This window comes from Agarivorans sp. TSD2052 (assembly GCF_023238625.1).
Taxonomy (GTDB): Bacteria; Pseudomonadota; Gammaproteobacteria; order Enterobacterales; family Celerinatantimonadaceae; genus Agarivorans.
Map to the genome: position 1 here is coordinate 1,163,598 of NZ_CP096670.1, position 18,592 is coordinate 1,182,189.

General features: G+C 43.2%; 12 protein-coding genes. 6 read left to right on the forward strand and 6 right to left on the reverse strand.

Annotation, left to right across the window (positions count from 1 at the left end; translation table 11 throughout):
• The first annotated feature begins 251 nt into the window (after positions 1-251).
• From sstT to M0C34_RS05245, 3 genes are all read left to right on the forward strand, one after another.
• Positions 252-1,475, forward strand: a complete 1,224-nt coding sequence (gene sstT / locus M0C34_RS05235; protein WP_248714602.1) for a serine/threonine transporter SstT — start codon at positions 252-254, stop codon at positions 1,473-1,475.
• Positions 1,476-1,677: 202 nt separating this feature from the next.
• A complete protein-coding gene (locus M0C34_RS05240; protein ID WP_248714603.1) occupies positions 1,678-3,711 on the forward strand; it encodes a DUF3857 domain-containing transglutaminase family protein in 2,034 nt (677 codons plus the stop codon).
• On the forward strand, positions 3,711-4,841 hold the full coding sequence (locus M0C34_RS05245) for a tetratricopeptide repeat protein (protein WP_248714604.1): 1,131 nt from the start codon (positions 3,711-3,713) through the stop codon (positions 4,839-4,841). Before M0C34_RS05240 ends, M0C34_RS05245 begins: the two co-directional genes overlap by 1 nt.
• Before the next feature lie 423 nt (positions 4,842-5,264).
• Here the strand turns inward: M0C34_RS05245 and M0C34_RS05250 are convergent, their stop codons facing one another.
• From M0C34_RS05250 to M0C34_RS05260, 3 genes are all read right to left on the reverse strand, one after another.
• The gene (locus tag M0C34_RS05250; protein ID WP_248714605.1) at positions 5,265-5,444 is read right to left on the reverse strand and encodes a hypothetical protein; all 180 of its coding nucleotides are present in this window, start codon (positions 5,442-5,444) and stop codon (positions 5,265-5,267) included.
• A gap of 349 nt (positions 5,445-5,793) precedes the next feature.
• Complete coding sequence (locus tag M0C34_RS05255) at positions 5,794-7,527, reverse strand: hypothetical protein (protein ID WP_248714606.1); 1,734 nt, start codon at positions 7,525-7,527, stop codon at positions 5,794-5,796.
• Positions 7,528-7,662: 135 nt separating this feature from the next.
• Positions 7,663-9,573, reverse strand: a complete 1,911-nt coding sequence (locus M0C34_RS05260; RefSeq protein ID WP_248714607.1) for a glycosyl hydrolase 53 family protein — start codon at positions 9,571-9,573, stop codon at positions 7,663-7,665.
• A 189-nt stretch (positions 9,574-9,762) separates the two neighbouring features.
• Here M0C34_RS05260 and M0C34_RS05265 point away from each other — a divergent pair, with 189 nt between their 5' ends.
• Positions 9,763-10,179: a hypothetical protein gene (locus M0C34_RS05265; protein ID WP_248714608.1), complete on the forward strand. Its 417-nt coding sequence runs from the start codon at positions 9,763-9,765 to the stop codon at positions 10,177-10,179.
• A gap of 63 nt (positions 10,180-10,242) precedes the next feature.
• Here M0C34_RS05265 and M0C34_RS05270 read toward each other — a convergent pair whose 3' ends face one another.
• From M0C34_RS05270 to rsgA, 3 genes are all read right to left on the reverse strand, one after another.
• Positions 10,243-11,154 (reverse strand): SMP-30/gluconolactonase/LRE family protein, encoded by a 912-nt coding sequence (locus tag M0C34_RS05270; protein ID WP_248714609.1) that lies wholly within the window; start codon positions 11,152-11,154, stop codon positions 10,243-10,245.
• 396 nt (positions 11,155-11,550) lie between these two features.
• Positions 11,551-12,963: an AGE family epimerase/isomerase gene (locus tag M0C34_RS05275; RefSeq protein WP_248714610.1), complete on the reverse strand. Its 1,413-nt coding sequence runs from the start codon at positions 12,961-12,963 to the stop codon at positions 11,551-11,553.
• Positions 12,964-13,158: 195 nt separating this feature from the next.
• Positions 13,159-14,214, reverse strand: a complete 1,056-nt coding sequence (rsgA, locus tag M0C34_RS05280; RefSeq protein WP_248714611.1) for a ribosome small subunit-dependent GTPase A — start codon at positions 14,212-14,214, stop codon at positions 13,159-13,161.
• 345 nt (positions 14,215-14,559) lie between these two features.
• Here rsgA and M0C34_RS05285 point away from each other — a divergent pair, with 345 nt between their 5' ends.
• Entirely contained in the window at positions 14,560-15,270 is a 711-nt protein-coding gene (locus tag M0C34_RS05285; RefSeq protein ID WP_248714612.1) for a pirin family protein, read from the forward strand.
• A gap of 348 nt (positions 15,271-15,618) precedes the next feature.
• The gene (locus tag M0C34_RS05290) at positions 15,619-18,429 is read left to right on the forward strand and encodes a glycosyl hydrolase family 8 (protein WP_248714613.1); all 2,811 of its coding nucleotides are present in this window, start codon (positions 15,619-15,621) and stop codon (positions 18,427-18,429) included.
• Positions 18,430-18,592 lie beyond the last annotated feature (163 nt).

The following is an 18,592-nucleotide window of genomic DNA, read 5'->3' on the forward strand; positions in this document are numbered from 1 at the left end:
CGACGCTTCCTTGAAGTGTAAGTAGTGACGGATGTGTTGAGCAAGTTGAAATAGTGATTAACGGATCAATCAGGTCGCGGCATGGCTTTTTATCAAAGCGCAAGTGAGGAGCTTAGTGTTTAGACGGCTTATCTGAATAAGTTTTTGTGGTGTGTCAATATTATATCGATATTTGGTTTAAAGTTGGTGTTTCATCCTATATGGTTACGCCTTCGCCAGTTATATAGCTTCACCAAAGGATAATAAGAAGCATGAAACAACAAACAAACAACAGCATATTACGTTTTTTTACCCAAGGTAGCTTAGTGCTGCAAATTCTCATCGGTATTGTTGCGGGTAGTATCTTAGCTATCGCAGCGCCAACGGTAGCGACATCCGTGGGTTTATTTGGTGAGTTATTTGTTGGTGCGCTAAAAGCCGTTGCTCCGGTATTAGTTTTTGTATTGGTAGCGGCGTCTGTTGCTAGCCATAAACGCGGCCAAAATACCCAACTACGCCCGATTATTTACTTGTACCTATTAGGTACCTTTGCAGCTTCGCTTACCGCTGTTGGTATGAGCTTTTTGTTCCCAACAGAACTGATTTTAGTGAGCACGGAGACCTCTGCAAACCCACCGCAAGGCATTGGTGAAGTATTGCATACCTTGTTATTTAAGGTGGTAGATAACCCCATTAGCGCCATTATGAATGGTAACTACATCGGCATTTTAGCTTGGGCAATTGGTTTAGGTATTGCTATGCATAGCGCATCAGATACCACTAAAACCCTGTTTAATGACGTAGCCGCTGGTGTATCAAGTATTGTGCGCTTTGTTATTCGCTTAGCGCCAATTGGTATTTTTGGCTTGGTGGCAAATACCATTGCGCAAACGGGCTTCTCGGTGTTGTTAGGTTACAGCCAGTTGCTATTGGTGCTTATTGGCTCAATGCTATTAATTGCCTTGGTGATGAACCCACTATTGGTATTCTACAAAATACGTCGTAACCCTTATCCGCTGGTATTTAAGTGTTTGCGTGAAAGTGGCGTTACCGCATTTTTCACCCGTAGCTCGGCGGCAAACATTCCAGTAAACATGGATTTAGCTAAACGCTTAAATCTAAATGAAGATACCTACTCAGTCTCTATTCCGTTAGGAGCCACCATTAACATGGCCGGCGCAGCGATTACCATTACGGTGTTGTCTCTTGCGGCTGTACATACTTTGGGTATTCAAGTTGATTTTGCTACTGCGCTTTTATTAAGTGTTGTGGCGGCTGTATCGGCTTGTGGTGCTTCGGGTGTGGCGGGTGGTTCGTTACTGCTTATCCCACTAGCATGTAGCTTGTTTGGTGTGTCTAACGACGTAGCCATGCAAGTGGTGGCGGTTGGCTTTATTATTGGTGTATTGCAAGATTCGGCCGAAACAGCCCTAAACAGCTCTACCGACGTATTGTTTACTGCAGCATGTTGCCAAGCAGCAGAAGATAAAGCGTAATTTATGCGCCCTCACATTTTGATGTTTAACAAATGTGAGGGTTTTCTCTATACTATTCTTCCAGTCACTACATCATTGTTTAACTCTCCTGCTGTTATTTGTAATAACGCAATAAAATAACTCTATATATCAATAGTGAACTGTTCTTTTTAGCGCCTAATCATTATCATGTTTGCCTTATCAATACGCATAAGGAAGCGCAGTGATTGATTTTTTTAGGTATCTCGGTATATGTTTTATTACTATTCTGTTTTCTTGGTTACCACTCTCCGTGGTTCACGCCAGCTCATCTAATTTTTGGCAAATCTCAACAGTACCAAGCTGGACAGAAGCTGATCTTAACTCGCCTCAAATAGGTGAGGGGCTAGAGTCTTTAGAGTATTTGCTGTATGACGCACAAGTGAACTTGAATTTAGATGTTGTTCAGAGCTTCTATCAATATCGCTACCAAGTTAATGATGCGGCTGGTGTTGAAGATAACTCTGATCTAAGTATTACTTTTAGCCCTGATTATCAAACAGTGGTAATGCATAAGGTTGAGGTTATTAGAAACGGCCAGTCGTCGTCGCGTTTGGTTGAGCATGATGTGCGTTTAGTGGACATTGAACCTGAAAAAAGTAGCAAAATTTATTCGGGGCAAAAGCAGCTACAACTTTGGTTGAAAGATATTCGAGCTGGTGATGTTATCGAATATAGCTACAGCATAGTAGGCTCTAATCCGGTATTTGAAGGCCACTACAGCCACTTTTTTAAGCTGGGTTGGGGCATAGAAGTAAAGCAAGCCAATGTTAGTGTTATTGCACCGAATAAGCGTAAATTGAATCACCAGCTAATAAAAACAGATGTGAAGATTAATGTAGATAAACGGGCCAAAGAGTCCCGCTATTCTTTAAGCTTAACTGATGTTCCTGCTTATTACTCTGATGGTGATGAACCATCTTGGGAGTTTTCTCAGCCATATTGGTTAGTCAGCGACTTTGACGATTGGAAAGGTGTAAACGATTGGGCTTTAGGTTTATTTGAACATTCGCCAGGAAAATCGAATGAATTTGACCACTGGTTGGAAGAGCTGCAAGCACTACCAAAACAGACGGCAGTGGAGCAAGCTATTAGTTTTGTTCAACAAGATATTCGTTATTTAGGGATTGAGCTTGGCGAAAACTCCCATCGCCCACACGCTCCTGCTGAGGTATTTGATAACCGCTATGGAGATTGTAAAGACAAATCCTTTTTGCTGGTGACCGCGCTTAAATCTCTGGGAATTGATGCCTATCCTGTTTTAGTTTCAACCTATAATCGAAACACCGTCCGAGATTTTATTCCTGCATATAATCTGTTTAATCATGCCATTGTTCGCTTTGATTTTAATGGTAACGAATACTGGATTGACCCCACTAAAAATTATCAAGCGACGAGTTTAAATTATATTGTTCAATCCTCTTTAGGTGATGCGTTGGTGGTTGCCAAAGGTAATAGCTCTTTGTCAGAAATGCCCGACTACCAAGCCATAGATAACCGAATTATATTTGAACAAACCTATAAAGCGGCTGACTATCAGTCACCAGTAGAGTTGCTGATTAAAAGCACCTATACAGGCACACAAGCCGATAGAATGCGTTACCGTGTGGCCAGTAAGAGTGCCAAGCGTATGTCGAAGGAGTACTTAGAGTACTACCAACGTTTATACCCAAAACTTAGCAGCCTACAAGCCGTTCAAGTAGTGGATGACGCTAACACTAATCAACTGACTATTAGTGAATCTTACCTAGTACCAGAATTTTGGACTATCGCGGATGGAGAGGCAGTATTTGAGCTTTACTCTGATTTGGTGGATGACTATCTCTACATTCCAGAAAAAGTAAATCGTCAGCAGTCTCTCGCTTTAGGCTCGCCTTTATCTGTTTATCAGAGTTCTCATTTAGTACTTCCGCAAGATGTAGATTTCTCAAGTTTAATCGCTCATCGGTCTGAGGAAAATGATTACATAAGCTTTAGCTCAAGCTTTGATTATCAAAACAGAACTATTTCATTTAATCATGCTTACAGCAATAAAGCTCGTTCAGTACCGCCGCAAGATACTGAGCAACACATCGAGTTATTACGTAAAGCACGTAAGCGCTTAAGTATTAGTTATAGCGTAACCAACGTTACCGAAGATGAGGCTTATGGTTCTGTAGCCAAGCTAGTCAATTACTTGTTATCTTTAAAACAAACTCGTGCCGCGGAGGTGAATTAGTGAAGTATTTCAGTATTTTATTTATCTGTTTTTTGTTGAGCTCTTGCGCGGTAACTGAAGCTGAACATCAGCCAAGCGCTTTGTCTGGTAATGGTAAATTTGCTAAAGAGCATAGCTATGATAGTGAACGGTTTTATATCCAATTTGTCGATTCGCTCAATCAGGACACAGAGCAGGCACTGCGCTCTAAAATTAACGTTGACATTAGTGCCGATTATCTTGAAACACAGCTTGCTTTTGACTCTTTATCTACAAGCGATGTGGAAAAAGTCATTGAAGCATTGAATGATCGTTTGATCGGCGTTCTAAGCGAACAAACAAATGTACAATGGACATATGTTGGCAGCGAACTCAATCAGCATGATAAAAAAGTAAGTTATTACAGAGCGACAGAAGGGGACTATTTTGCTTATTACACTCTGATTTGGCGTAACAATAAGCTAGTTGATATTGAAAATACCCTACTAACTATGGGCGTTAGCTCAATGCTTTCATTAGCGATTCAGCTAAACGAGGCTAAAACTTCAGCTAAAACACAACAACGTTTAAATAGTTTTGTTAAGTTTGCTATAAACGGTGATATAGATAAAGTTCCATTAGCTTATCAACGTCTTCCTAAGCGTTTTCAACAAAGTAATGTAGTGTTAAGCGTGTTGTTAACTTATTTGACTGAGCAAGAAGGTGCCGAGTTACCGCTAGCTTTCAGCCAATACATGCAGTTAGAAAAACCTGTTCACCCACGTTTTTATGGCTATTATACTGATGTAGGTAATTATCAAGCCGCTATAGATTGTCTCAAGCAGCTTCCTTTAGTGGTTTTCGAAGACTCGAGGCTTCAAGCTGAAATAGCCTCTATTCACTTTTTGGCTGGCCAAACAGAAACTGCAAAAACAGTGCTGCGCAATGGTATATTAAGCCACCCTTACGACGTGTTTAGTTACTTTTGGCTATTGGACCTTGCTTTGAAAACAAACGATTTTTCAGAAAGTGAATTATTGCTAAATGTACTTAGAGACCGCTTTTTTATTGAGTATTCTCGTCAGGACTTAGTTGACGTAGAAGGAGGCGAAGAGTTTGTTAACTCTCACTTTTACGACCGCTATCAAACTTACCTAAAGAATGCTGCCTAAACGAGAATTAAGAAAAAACCCATAGTTTATTATGGGTCTTTTTTGTTTTATTTAACTAACACTGTTTGCTTGGCTACTTGATATTCCGCAGTTGCTCAATGGGTCAATAAAATGTGCTAGACGCGGTGTTAAGTAAAGTGTGACCTTTTATTTGCCGAGCCCCCGGTAATAATCGCACACTAGCGGGTAACGCCATTGGACCCTGTCGCGCTGGCTTGAAGGGGGAGAACATGAGCCAAACAAGTTGGTTTTCGGTTAATAACATAACAGCCCGCCCCGCAATAAAGATATGCTTTCAACTTGAGTATAGGGCCCTAAGTTTAAGCAAAATTACTCAAATTCAGTACATAGTTCACTTACCGCAAATAAGCAGGACTTAGGGGAGGGTAGTCGCGTTTTATGTGAGGTATTTCAATATTATGCTTACTTTGGGTGGTGCTTATTAGACAGTATTGCGGTGACTAAGAGGCCAAACCCTAAACCTGCGATCAGCGACCCAATAAAGGCCAGAGCAGAATGCTGCAAAAAGAAAAAACCAATACCTAGCCCCACTAAGGTGCCGCCACCTATCGCCCAAGTGCTTCTGTCTTTGATTGAATCCATCGCGGTATTCTCCGTATTTAGAGTCGCTATTAGGCAAATCGCTGTTGTATTTTAAGTATAGTTTTTGCTTGAAAAATGCTCATGATATACCGCAATAAATATGCTGTTTATTTGGGTCTTGATTAACCATTTCAGTATCCCCTGAAATAACACTTAGCGGATTAATACATCGGTTCACCTTTCCAATAGAAATAGCGCTTTGCGTAAGCTGGAGTTGAACAACAAGGCGCAATTTTTGTTGTTTTTTAGCTAATAATGTCTTTAGTTAAATAGGGGGGGCGGCCCCACCGATACCCACAAAAAAGGCTCGCAGTTGCGAGCCTTAGTATTAGCGTTGCAAAAATAATGCTTAGTTTACGGCGCTGTCTGCTTGGCTAGTCATGCTAGAACCAAAGGAAATACCTTGGTCATTTACCTGCATATTCACCTGCGCTTTGATTCGGTAGTCTTTTAACTCTAATAACTCTTCGGGTACTTCTTCACCGCTTAGCTCAATGCCACTTACGATAGGCTCGAACATTTGTTGGTAGTCGATGTACATGCTGAGTAAACCGTTGTTTTGCACCGGCTCTGAGGCTAGCTGCTCACTCACTGTGGCGGCGCGTTCTCCGTTAAATAACACTAAGTGATTACCTTTGAGGGCTAACTTAGGTTGAATGTTCATATTCGGTGGAATAGGTAACAAGCCACTTAAGTCAACTGGGCTACCATCAGCGGGTAAAGTAATACTGGCAAGTTCTGGAGAGAACTGTTTGGCAATATCAAACAGAACGGCTGGGTTATCAGCCGATACGCTGATAATCGCATCTAAGCTCTCTAGTTCTTCAGGTTGGCTAATGTCAGCTAATTGGTAGTTAAAGACGGCTATGCCTATGCCTTTAAGGCCGTTCGCCATACCGGTCATCATGCCAACCATGCCCGGGTTTTGCTGCTGCATAGCCATTTGGATCTGGTTTAATGGAGCACATTGGTAGCTTGGTTGCAGCATTTCTTCCCATACTGACAGTAGCGAAGGTACCAGTTGGTTTACATCAATGCCATAGGCCATGCTAAATACCGCATCTTCGGTTTTAGAGGCGTAAGAAGGAATAAAGCCACTCATAGATTGATAGGCTTTTAGCAGTACGTTGTTGTTACTTTCAACCACCATACGAGCGTCAAAGCGACTTTCTTGGTCGCTAATACTTAAATGGTCGAAACCTACCACTGTTTTAGGCCAGTTACTGGTAATACTGGCAAATTCTTGGTCACAAGTAGCATTACGAAGTTCGGTTAAGGATTGATCATTGGCTTTTTCCACCAGCTTAGTAAGGTGTTTGGCCAGCAGGTTACCGTCGGTAGTGGTCATCGCCTTAGCAATGACTTGATGGTTAATAAAGCCGATACCGTCGTCTAAAAATCCATGTTTAGTAAGGCTGTCGCTTATCAGTGTCGTGTCGGCAATAGATTGCTTAGCAGGTAATAAGCCTAGCGCTGTTTCTAACACGGCTTGATCGTTAAAAGAGGTGTTTAGGGTAATGGTAAGCATGTTGTTGTTAATGGCAACTATCAGGTCGGCTGTTTCGTCGTCGCCTTCATCATTTAAGGTGTACGCGCGGTACTCAATACCTTTGATGTTTTGCTTAGTATGGGTGAAACTGCTTTGTTGCTCTGCGCTATCTAACCATGCCCATACAGCCTCGGATTTACTCACTTCTACTTTAATGACCGGCACAGCGCCTAGGGTATAAAAGTAGCTGCGCAGATTATCGGCAAGGCCAAAGGTGTCAACAAAGGTTTGGCCATCTTTTAAGGCGGCGCTGTAGCTGTTAAATAAGGCTAAAAAGAACTTACCACGCGGGTCGCTAATGTCTGCTTCGTCAAAGGCATCTGTAGGTAAGCTTTTGTAAGAGCTAGACAAAGAGTTGATATAGGATTTTACCGGGAATGGCTTCAGTTGGGCTGAGAATATGGCGGTATCAGCTGGTACGTAAGCCAGTACATCATCGCTAGACACCGAGGGCCCCGCTTGTTGTGAATACCAATAACCACCCGCGCTTGCGCCAATCGCTAGCACAGCGCCCGCGATAAGAACTTTTTTCATCTAAAACTCCATTGTATAAATGCCCATAATCTTTAGATGAAACCTATAGGGTTACAGCGCTATGATTACTAAAAAAATCTATTAAATCATTGGCAAAGAATAACTTCAATTAATAAGTAAATTAATAATATGCACTCATTGTATTGAGTTCTCGTCAAGCAATACCAATTGTAAATCGTCTATCCACCCCCAGCTATCGGCGGGCAAATCTGCTTTGATGCTTAGTGATAACTTTCCATCTGTAACTGACACTATTTCTGTACTGTAATGTTGCCAGTTGTTCCATCCTGAAGGGGAAAAACGCAGCGGGTAATATTTAGTTGTGGTACTGGCCAGCAAGCTAATGCTGCCTTGTTTTAAGGGCTTGCCCATCATGTTAGCACTCAGCTGGTAACGTCCAACTGGAAGCCCTGTAATTTCTTGAGTTAAAGCCACTTTTTGCGATTTTCCTGCCCAATAGTTGAGCGCGTATTGCCCGCTTAAGGCTTGCTCGTTACTGACTTTAAACACCTTACTTGATGAGTGCCAAGGCGCTAAATGACCATCTTCAAAACCAGGGTTAGTGATATGATTTTCTTGATTAGAAACGACTATCCAAGCGTTTACTGGATGTTGAGTGTTGCTTAAGCCACTGATTGAATAAGTACCTGCTTGCTGACTATTGGGGAGGTTTTTTAATGACCATTGAACCGGAACTTCACGTACAGAATCGTCACTGTATGTGGCTGCAATGGTATCGGGTAGGGTGATGCTTTGATTTTTAGAAAATTGGTAGGTGGGCGTCGCGGTAGACACCAGTATAGGGGCTTCACTTAAGGCATCTTGATGTATCAAGCTAAAGACATTCATTGATGCTAGTACTTTTCCGTTTAGGTCAAATAAGGCTTGGTTTTCCCAAGCATTCCCTTGGCCGGTTACCCACCCTCCGCGCAACCAAGCCGGTTCCCAGTAAAATACGCCTAAGCCTTGCTGCGCGGGTACTGTTGCTACGGCATTAAATATCTCGCGTAACGCGCTGGCTTGGCCTTGAACTGATGCGGTAAAACCACCATCATTTTGTTGTTGTTTGCCAAATATATTATTGGTGTTGTCTAGGTTGTCTAAGGTGTAGGCATAAGCGGTTTCAGCCACCACCACTGGCTTTTTGTAGCGTTGAGATAAGGTGCTGAGGTTGTACTGCAAGGTGTTTATGTCGCCATGCCAATAAGGATAAAAAGACAGGCCAATGATGTCATAGTCCAGCTTGGCTGCAGCAAATGAGTCGAAGGTATTAAGTAACTTTTCTGTATTGCCGCCTTCGCCTAGGTGTAACATTATTGGAAGTGGGCGTTTGGCTAATTGGCTGGCATCTTTGGCGGCAGTTATGCCCGCCTTAATTAATGCGATAGCTGCTGGGCTGGTGATAGTTTTTCCCTTGGGCCACACAAAACCATTATCTATTTCGTTACCAATTTGCACCATATCCGGAAACACTTGCTGTTGCTGCATATTGGTTAAACTGTTGTAGGTAAATTGATAAAGGGCGTCCTCAAGCTCAGCCTGATCTAGGTTTAGCCATTCGCCAGGTATTCTTTGGTTTTTGGGGTCTGCCCAAAAATCACTGTAATGAAAATCAAGCGATACCTGCATATTGTGTTTTTTGGCCCGCTTAGCGATCTCAATGGCCGTTGCTAGGTCGTTGGTACCACCGCCGATCGCCCCCTGTATTGGAGTTTGATGCTTGGTTAGCTCTGTTGACCAATAAACATCGTAAGGCTTGTTCCAAAGCCTAATTCTTACCCAGTTCACGTTATGGTCAGCCAGGATCTTAAATATATCTTGAGCTTGTCCGTGTTGATCATAAAACTTAGCCCCTTTACTTTCGGCTTCAATAATCGAAGAAAGGTCTACGCCTTTGATAAAGCTATCGTCAATTCCCTCAATGGATTGAACGATGAGGCCTGAAGTTTCTGGCGAGTTTCGCTTGTTGGTGGTTATACCGCTCGACTGGCAGGCCGCTAAATTGACAACGAGTACCATGAACATGATGTAATGGCGGAGAGGCATGAGTGTGGCTTAGCTTATTGGTTGAATACTGAGTAGATAATCGCAGTTAATCGAAAGGCGTATTGTGAGCGCCATTTTACTCTACAACATTTTTTAAGCGAACTTATCTATATAACTTACAAGGTCTTTTTATTGATTCGATTGTTATTTGGTGATTTAATTTCGCTGTGTTTGATTCAAGGATGAAGTATGAAAACTAGTGTGTTGTTAGGATTTTTCGTGTTAGGCCTTTCGGCTTGTGCAGCAACGGGACCAACGGTGGAAGAAGTGGCTGCCAGTTACCAAACAGAGCTTAATGCGCCCCATAAAGAAACTGTTCGTCAAAAAATTGTAGACAGCTGTTCTTTGGTTCGTTACAAGGATAGTGATCTTGAAGGGGGGTGCTACCTATCGAGCGATGTTATTGTTTACGAATTTCGCTTAACTGATAATCGTATGGAATGGAACCCTCAAGCTGCAGCGACCATTACAAAAATGGTCCTTGAAGAGGTCTGTGAAGATGACGAAGAAGCACTTAAATATGGTTTTGCATTATTAGTTAATCTTGAAGGAAAAAATGGCTTTATTGGAAAACTAAAAAGTTTTAAAGACTGCCAGAATATCTAGACTTTCAGTTTCTATAGTAACGTTCAAAAAGGCTTAAGCAATTGCTTAAGCCTTTTTGTTTGTTTAAACAAGTCCTTCTGGCCACTCGCTCATGGCAAACTCGGGGGTGGCTAAGCCTTGGATATCTTCTAGCTCAATGGCAAATACTCCCCCGCTTAAAGGATAGTTATTTAGTTGTTGAGGGCTCATGCCGGCGCGGGCGCTTACCACATACAGCGTTGTTAGGTTTGGTCCGCCAAAGGCACACTTGGTGACGTTAAGAGCAGGAATCGCTATTTGCCGCTCTAGTATGCCTTCTGGAGTATAACGGCTCACTTGAGCCCCATTGTAATGGGCAACCCATAAATGCTGTTGGGCATCTAGGGTAATCCCATCAGGGTTACCAAAACTGCGGTCTATCTCAAGCCATGGCTGTAACTCATCTAATTGCCCATTATCGCTAATGCTGGCGCGTAAAATTACGAAGTTTTCGGTATCGACAAAGTAGCCATAATGTTGGTTGGCACAAAAGGTAGGGCCATTGGTTACCCAGTATTTCTGTGGCAAGGACTCAAGCTTTAATTGTGGTGTTAAGCGGTAAAACTGGCCGCTGGCTTGCTTAATGGCGCAATCCATAGAGCCTAGCCACAAGTCACCATTTGGGGATACCCAAGCATCGTTTAAGCGATTATCAGGGGCTTGTGGTTCGGGATCAATGAGCGGATAAGTGATGTTGTTGCGTAGCAGTTTAACGCCATCAGCATAGGTGGCAATAAACGTTGGGTGTTCACCCTTTATTTGCGTGGGCAAAATGGCGCTAATCATAGGTTGTTGTTGCCAGGTTTGTTGTTTGCCTGTGGCAGGTTCATAGCGATGCAGGCTTTCTTTTATGATGTCTACCCAATACAAGGCTTGCTCTCGCTCTATCCATATAACACCTTCGCCTAATTGAGCTTGTGCTGGCCAGATACATTCAACCTTGGGCGTATTTGTCATGCCTGTTCCTTTGATTATTGGGTTTAACTTAAGGGGATTTTCTCATCCGAATCGTCGGCGGTCGATGGTAACACTTCATAAAGTGACGATGTTTTGTTTCATGAATAATTTGTACTTTTGCGAATTGGCGCAAAGCGATAATAATTTTATTAACAATCTCATTTAACTAAACCAATAACAATGCTTTGAACAATAGTTGAAATGGCGTTGGTAGCTAGCATTTTTGGGCTATCTCAATTGCATTGTTATTCTATATTTATGGCAGTTTAGCTTGTCGTGAGATCCCCGCTATTGCAACTGATTGCGTTGGAGAGTGTATAAGGAAGCTGCTTGGAAGTGGCTATTGAAAAATTCGCGCTGGCCAAGCAAGATCTGCTTGACCACCGCTTGGTTTTGTTAGTTGTGCTGTTTAATACCTATTCCTTGATAGTTTACTTCACTAATCGGTAAACCTTGCCACTCACCTACCTTGCTAGCTTGAGCTTGTTTCGCTTGATAGAAGTAAGGCTGACGCAAGGCCGCTTGGTTGGCTGGCATAGCAAAATATAATCTTGCTGGTTCCCCATTAAGTTGTGCGCTAGTTAAGTAAGCAACTAAAGCATGCTCAAGGGAGTGATAATCACTTTTCCAAAGATGTATTTTTAAGCCTTTGTTCGCTACTGGATAGGTGCCACCATCTTCAGCAATGAAGCGGTCAAACCATTGCGGATAGGTACTGGCTAAGTAGTGGCTAGCACTGGGATCAACTAGCGCCAGTGTTGCCGCTGATTGATCCAGCTCTGCGTATTCCCACCAAATAGCGGGAGCGCCGTTGGGCAAACGTCGCCAACCGCCTTCCCCATGTTCAATAAATGCGGCGTCTAAGGTTTGTTTTAAGCCTGCTTGGCTTTGCAGAGCGAGTTTGCTATTGCCCAAATATTCAGCGGCTAGCCACGTCATCCACCATGATTTAGCGGTATGACCAAAATCGTTATGCCGAGCTGAATCTAGTTGGTATTCTTGACCATGTTTGGTCCCCCAAAAACGAAACTCTTGAGGGCGAAGAAATTGACTTATTATGGTATCGAGCAGTTTAGCAAGGTCAGCGTCCCATTGGCTTTTGTGAGGCTCAGGTAAGAGGGGGGATACCAGCAACATGTAGCCGTTAATTTGATCCAGCTGGGCGACCAGTTCTATTTCATCGCCGCTACCGTTATTTGAAGGCGCGTTTACCCAGCGCAGTCGCTGGCTATCAGCATCCCAGTATTGTTCAAAAATGTAGTCTTTTACTTTAAGTATGTCGGCGAGCACTTGTTGGTCGCCGCTTAGGTAATAGTAGAAAGCCATACCTAATTGAGCATAGGCTAAGTCTTGGGTGGTACGTTGCTGGGCTGAGTATATGGATTGGCCAGCTTCTCTTACGCTAATTACCGAACCTTGTTCTTCAAGTAAGTGTTCGCGTAAATAATCAACGCCTGCTTTGGCTAGTTCTAGCGCTTGCTTGTCTCCGGTGAGGTGAAAAATCACACCGTATACAAAGGTGTGTCTAGCTTGCATGCGGGTATAACTCTCACCAAGGTGAGGTTTCATCCATTCGGGAGCAAAAGCTAAATCATCACAGGGTTCCATTTGTTGATACAGCGAACCGTCGTTACAACGATAAGTAGGGAAGTTACCTATAGGGTGTCCAGCAGCGTCTTGATGCAGCCAAAAGGGGGCAAGTTCTTTTTCAACGCTCTCGAGCCAGCGCTGGGCAGAAGGAATTGCGGGGGCTGCCGCTTGGGAATTGCCGCCAGCTAATAAACAAACACTAAGCAAAACACGTTTCATACCACATCCTTATACAACTTAAGAGTTTGATTTTATTGTATATGGGCTTTGAAAAAATATAGTGCTTAAAACCACAATTTAGATATGGTTATGTTTTTTAGTGCGTATTAATTAAAAAACGCTTAGTGAATACATTCTCTAAGCGTTGTTACAACATCAATGAACAATGATGAGTGGTTTATCGATGTTGGCTAATCATCCTCGCTGTTTGCGATGACGAGATCCTGATTGAACAGACTTAACCATTTTGCCAAATTCTTTATCGCTAGCTCTGCGCTCTGCAATACTGGCCGCATTGAATTGTTGCTCACGCATTAACTTTTGGTAATTCACTAAACGGCGTTCGTCTAGTTCACCTTGGTCAATCGCTAGCCGTACTTGGCAACCCGGCTCACTATTGTGTTGGCAGTTGGCAAACTTACATTGCTCGGCTAATTCAGTGATGTCATTAAAGGTCGCATTTACGCCTTCTTCACAATCACTAAGCTGCAACTCGCGCATTCCAGGAGTATCAAGTAACAATCCACCTTCCGCCATTAAATGCATCGAGCGCGCAGTGGTGGTATGGCGGCCTTTACTATCGCTTTCTCTTATTGCACCTGTTTGGCTCGTTGCCTCACCTAATAAAGTATTAATTAGGGTTGATTTACCTACGCCAGAAGACCCCATAAACGCGACTGTTTGGCCTTGTTTACACCATGCTGCAAGTTTGGCTACATCATTGGTATCTAATGCATTCACTGCTTCAACCATTAACAATGGGTCAAGCCGTTGAACTTGTTGTTGATAGTGTGGAACATCATCACACGTATCGGCTTTGCTTAACACCACTACAGGATCAACCTTAGCCTCATTGGCTAATGCCAAATAGCGCTCTATGCGGCTTAAATTAAAGTTGCTATTTAACGAGCAAACAATAAATACCGTATCAACATTGGCAGCGATTAACTGCAATTCGGCACGTGTTCCTACTGCTTTACGGCTAAATAACGTGGCTGGTTCCAGCTGTTTTATAAAGCTGGACTCACCGGTGTCTTGTGTGTTGATGAGCAGCCAATCACCCACCGCCATTTTAGGCATATTGGCAGTAATGTTGAGCCGTTGCATACCCGATTCTGTTGCCAGCAGATACTCACTACGGTGTTGCTCAAATACCCGAGCAGGCACAGATGAACTGAGCTCGTTTAAATTTAGTTGTTGTTGAAAAAAGGGTTTCCATCCAAGTTGCGATAGAGAAAAAGAAATACTCATTGAGATTACCCCAAAGCACATAGGTGCTGTGTTTAAAATTATAGGGGTCGTTATAACGCCCCGGCACGAACCGGGCTGAGCAGGAGAGAACGACTATGCGTTTTCCTGAGCCCGTGGAGTATTGATTACAATCATTATGAATCCTCGCTGGTGATTTAAAATCGCCTAAATAATATCAAAATTCTAGGGCTTTACCCATAATTAATTGAATGACTTCGTGGCATTGTTCGGTCCTTAAAGTAAGCGAAATAAATATGTGCCAATTTAAAACGTTTAAGTAAGTCACTGCGTATTATCAGTAAAGTGATAGTAAATAAAATGAATTAAGTGATAGGGGACTGCGAAATGCACTATTTTCGACCTGCCAGCGAGCGAGGCTTAGCAGATTTGGGTTGGCTGAAAAGCCGGCATAGCTTTTCATTTTCCCATTACTACGACCCTCAACATATGGGGTATTCAGTATTAAGGGTGATTAACCAAGACCACGTGGCTCCTGGTAAAGGTTTTGATACTCACCAGCACAGAGAGATGGAGATTATTTCTTATGTTACCAAGGGCGTGGTAGAGCATATTGATAGTTTGGGTAATCGCTACCAAGTACCTGCTGGTGACATTCAAGTGATGAGCGCTGGCACTGGCGTTAGTCATTCAGAATATAATGCCTCTCAGTCACAATCCTTAGAATTTTTACAAATATGGATTAAGCCGCAGCAAAAAGGTTTAGCTCCCGGTTATCAGCAAGCCTCCATAAATCAGCAATCACCACTCACTGCCTTAGTAACCCATGACGGTCGAGATGGTTCATTAATACTCAATCAAGACGCTGCCATTTACCGTTTATTGTTACCCGCTAATAGCCAATTCAATCTAGAAGTGCTTAAAGCATGCGGTTATTTGCAGGTGATATCGGGGGCGGCAAATTTAAAGCAAGCATCTGGCTTTAGCTATACTGTGCGGCCTGGCGATGGCGTGGGCTTGTCGGGTGAGCAAGCGATGACCATTTTGACCGAAGACCATCCTTTGGAAGCATTATGGTTTGATTTACCTAGCGCTTAAGTGGCGCGTTTTCATCATTCAAAACAGCCAAGCTTGCAGAGTGTTGGGTTTTGTTGTTACTTCACAGTATTAATGTCTTTCTATCGACTGAAGCCCACCTCTTGAATTTTCACTATTAACATTTTGTTAACGTGGCTCACAGTTCCGCCTGTTTTTTGTACGATCTTTCTTTTTACACTAATGATAGCTTTCATCTGGTATTGGCGTTTTTTTAAGCGCTGCTATGGTTTGTGCTGCATACGATATAAAAACAGCTCGCTCTACCAATAAGAGAGCTAAATAAGAGTGATATCAAAATAAAATATTGGCATCACTCGCGTGCAGACATTATATATGAGGATGAAAGGAATGATCTTTAATAAACCAACATTGGCGCTGATTGGCCTAACGGTGCTGTCACCGCTCTGCTCAGCCGAAGTGTTACAAAAGTTTGAGTTAGAGAATGGCAGTTTGCTGCCGGGGTATTCGGGTTTAATTGATAGCCCGTTTAACGGAGTGGCTGCCTACGCCGATAACGATGGCGTAGAGGCTCAAGTCCAACTAAGTAATATACCGGGTCAATTTCGTTTAGATATTCGCGGTGCTAGCAGCGCTAATAATACTGCCGGTATTAGTGTCTATTTGGCCGGCAAAAAACTCGGGGCTACCGAGTTCTCAGGGACCAGTGCCTCGGTAAACAGCATTAGCTTTAAGCTAGATGCTCAACCCAGCTCTTCTACCCTGCAATTTAAGTTGGAAACCGATAACGGTAGCAACGATACCTTATTAGATTGGTTTGAATTACATCGTGTGGGTGATGTTGCGCCACCACCACCGCCACCGGTATTACCTAGCGCAGGCGCCTATGAAACGGGTGTTTATCGTAATATGTTTGCAGAGTTGGGATATTCTCAAGCCGAAGTGGATGCCAAAGTCCAAGCGGTTTACGACCAGCTATTTCATAGTAGTGACACCGCCAACAAAGCCTTGTTTATCCCGGTAGGTAATGACATGGCTTATATCTGGGATGTAGGCAATAACGACGTGCGTAGTGAAGGCATGTCTTATGGCATGATGATGGCCGTGCAAATGGGCCGACAAGAAGACTTCAACAAGTTGTGGAAGTGGGCACATACCTATTCGTTAAATAAATCAGGCAATAACAAAGGTTATTTTGCATGGAAGGTAAGCACTAGCGGCAATATACAAGATGCCAATCCAGCGCCTGATGGCGAGGAATACTTTGTTACGGCGTTATTTTTTGCATCCCACTTGTGGGGGGATGGTAGCGGTATTTATAATTATCGTGAACAAGCCAATCAGATCCTAAAAGATATGTATGGTAATGGCGAAACTCGCTACAACAACCAAGGGCAACTTGAAGAATTCAGCTTGTTTAACCATGCGGAAAACCAAATTGTATTCTCGCCAGCAACTCCCACTGACAGAAACTGGACCGATCCGTCTTATCACCTACCGGCCTTTTACGAATTGTGGGCTCGCTGGGCCGATAATAATAATGATTTTTGGGCAGGCTTAGCAGTAACTAGTCGTGAATTTTTAAAAACCACGGTTAACCCTGCTAATGGTTTAAGCCCAGACTACGCCTATTTTGATGGTACTCCACATGGTGACTTCCAACACTGGAAAGATACCTTCCAATACGACGCTTGGCGCACTGTAGGTAACGCTGCAATGGACTTTGCATGGTGGCAAAATGATCCTTGGCAAACCGATTATGTAAACGCTTTACAAGGTTTTTTCCAGAGTGAAGGTATTGATTCTTACTCAAGTTTGTATGAGTTAGATGGTACGCCTTACCAAAACAATTCTGATCATTCACCGGGCTTAGTCGCGATGAATGCTTTAGCCAGTTTAGCCTCTGATAACGAACGCTCTTGGGAGTTTGTGCAAGCCTTTTGGGATACCCCTGTACCCAGCGGAAAATACCGTTATTACGATGGTACCTTATACATGTTTGGTATGTTGGCCCTGAGTGGTAACTATCGCATCATCTGTCCAGCGGGTGAGTGTGATGTGGTTACGCCTCCACCAACCGGTGGAAATAAGCCTCCGGTTGCGAACAACGATAGTGCAAGTACCCAGCAAGATACGGCTGTTAATATTCAAGTTCTACAAAATGACAGCGACGCCGATGGTGATAGTTTAACTATTACCAGCTTTACTCAAGCCGGTAACGGCAGCGTTAGCCAAGTAGGTAACGCCTTAAGTTATACGCCAAACAGTGGTTTTGTAGGTAGTGATAGCTTTAGTTATACCCTTAGTGACGGACAAGCTACCGCGAATGCTAGTGTAGCTATTACGGTAAGTGCTAACGATGGCGGTGGTACACCACCAGTAGAAGGCGAGCTGTTAGAGCAAGTACAGTTGGAAAATGGTGTGATTTCGCCATCTTATCGTCAACCTATTACCTCTCCCTATGCCGGGGTTATTCTTTACGGTAACTCTGAAGCAGTAACAGTAAATACCAGCAACTTGAACGCGGGTTCTTACCGCTTAGTTATCAATGGTTCGTCAAGTAATAATACCGCTGCAGGAATCAGTGTTTATGCGGGGTCTCAAAAGATCGGAACAAGCAGCTTTAGTGGCACTAGTCGCACAGAGCAGACCATAAACTTTAGTTTAAGTAGTAGTGTTAGTTCCTTGAAGTTTGTATTGGAAAGCGATGTAGGCCAAAACGACACCTTGTTAGATTGGTATAAGCTTTACAGTGGTAGCAGTAACCCCGTTGCGCCAAGTGAGGTATTGCTGCAAGCGGAAGATTACACTCAGTTTTATGATACCAGCAGTGGTAACGCGGGTGGCAGTTACCGCAGTGATGATGTTGATTTGCAAATCACCTCTGATCTCGGTGGCGGTTACAACCTAGGTTGGACAGCAGCTGGAGAGTGGTTGGAATACAGCGTAGATTTAGCCGCCGGCACCTATCAAATTGAGGTTCGGGTAGCGTCTAACCCAGGCGGTGGTCAATATAACATTGAGTTGGCTGGCCAGCAGGTGGTCGCTGCTACTAATGTAGGTGCTACTGGCGGTTGGCAAAACTGGCAAAGCCAAATGCATAACAATGTAGTGGTTGATGGCGGTCAGCAAACGCTGCGTTTTAATATTCAGCAAGGTAACTTCAATCTTAACTGGATCAAATTTATTCCCGTTAATTAATGAGTATGGGATAAGTAAAAGAACATGGCCGTTTTTTGCCATGTTCTTTTTATCGCTAGATTTAGGGGATTTGCGAATAACCTTCCGAATCAAACTACATTGACACCAGCTATCAATGGTTGTCAGCGGTATTAGCACCTCAAGACAATAAAGTACTGATTAA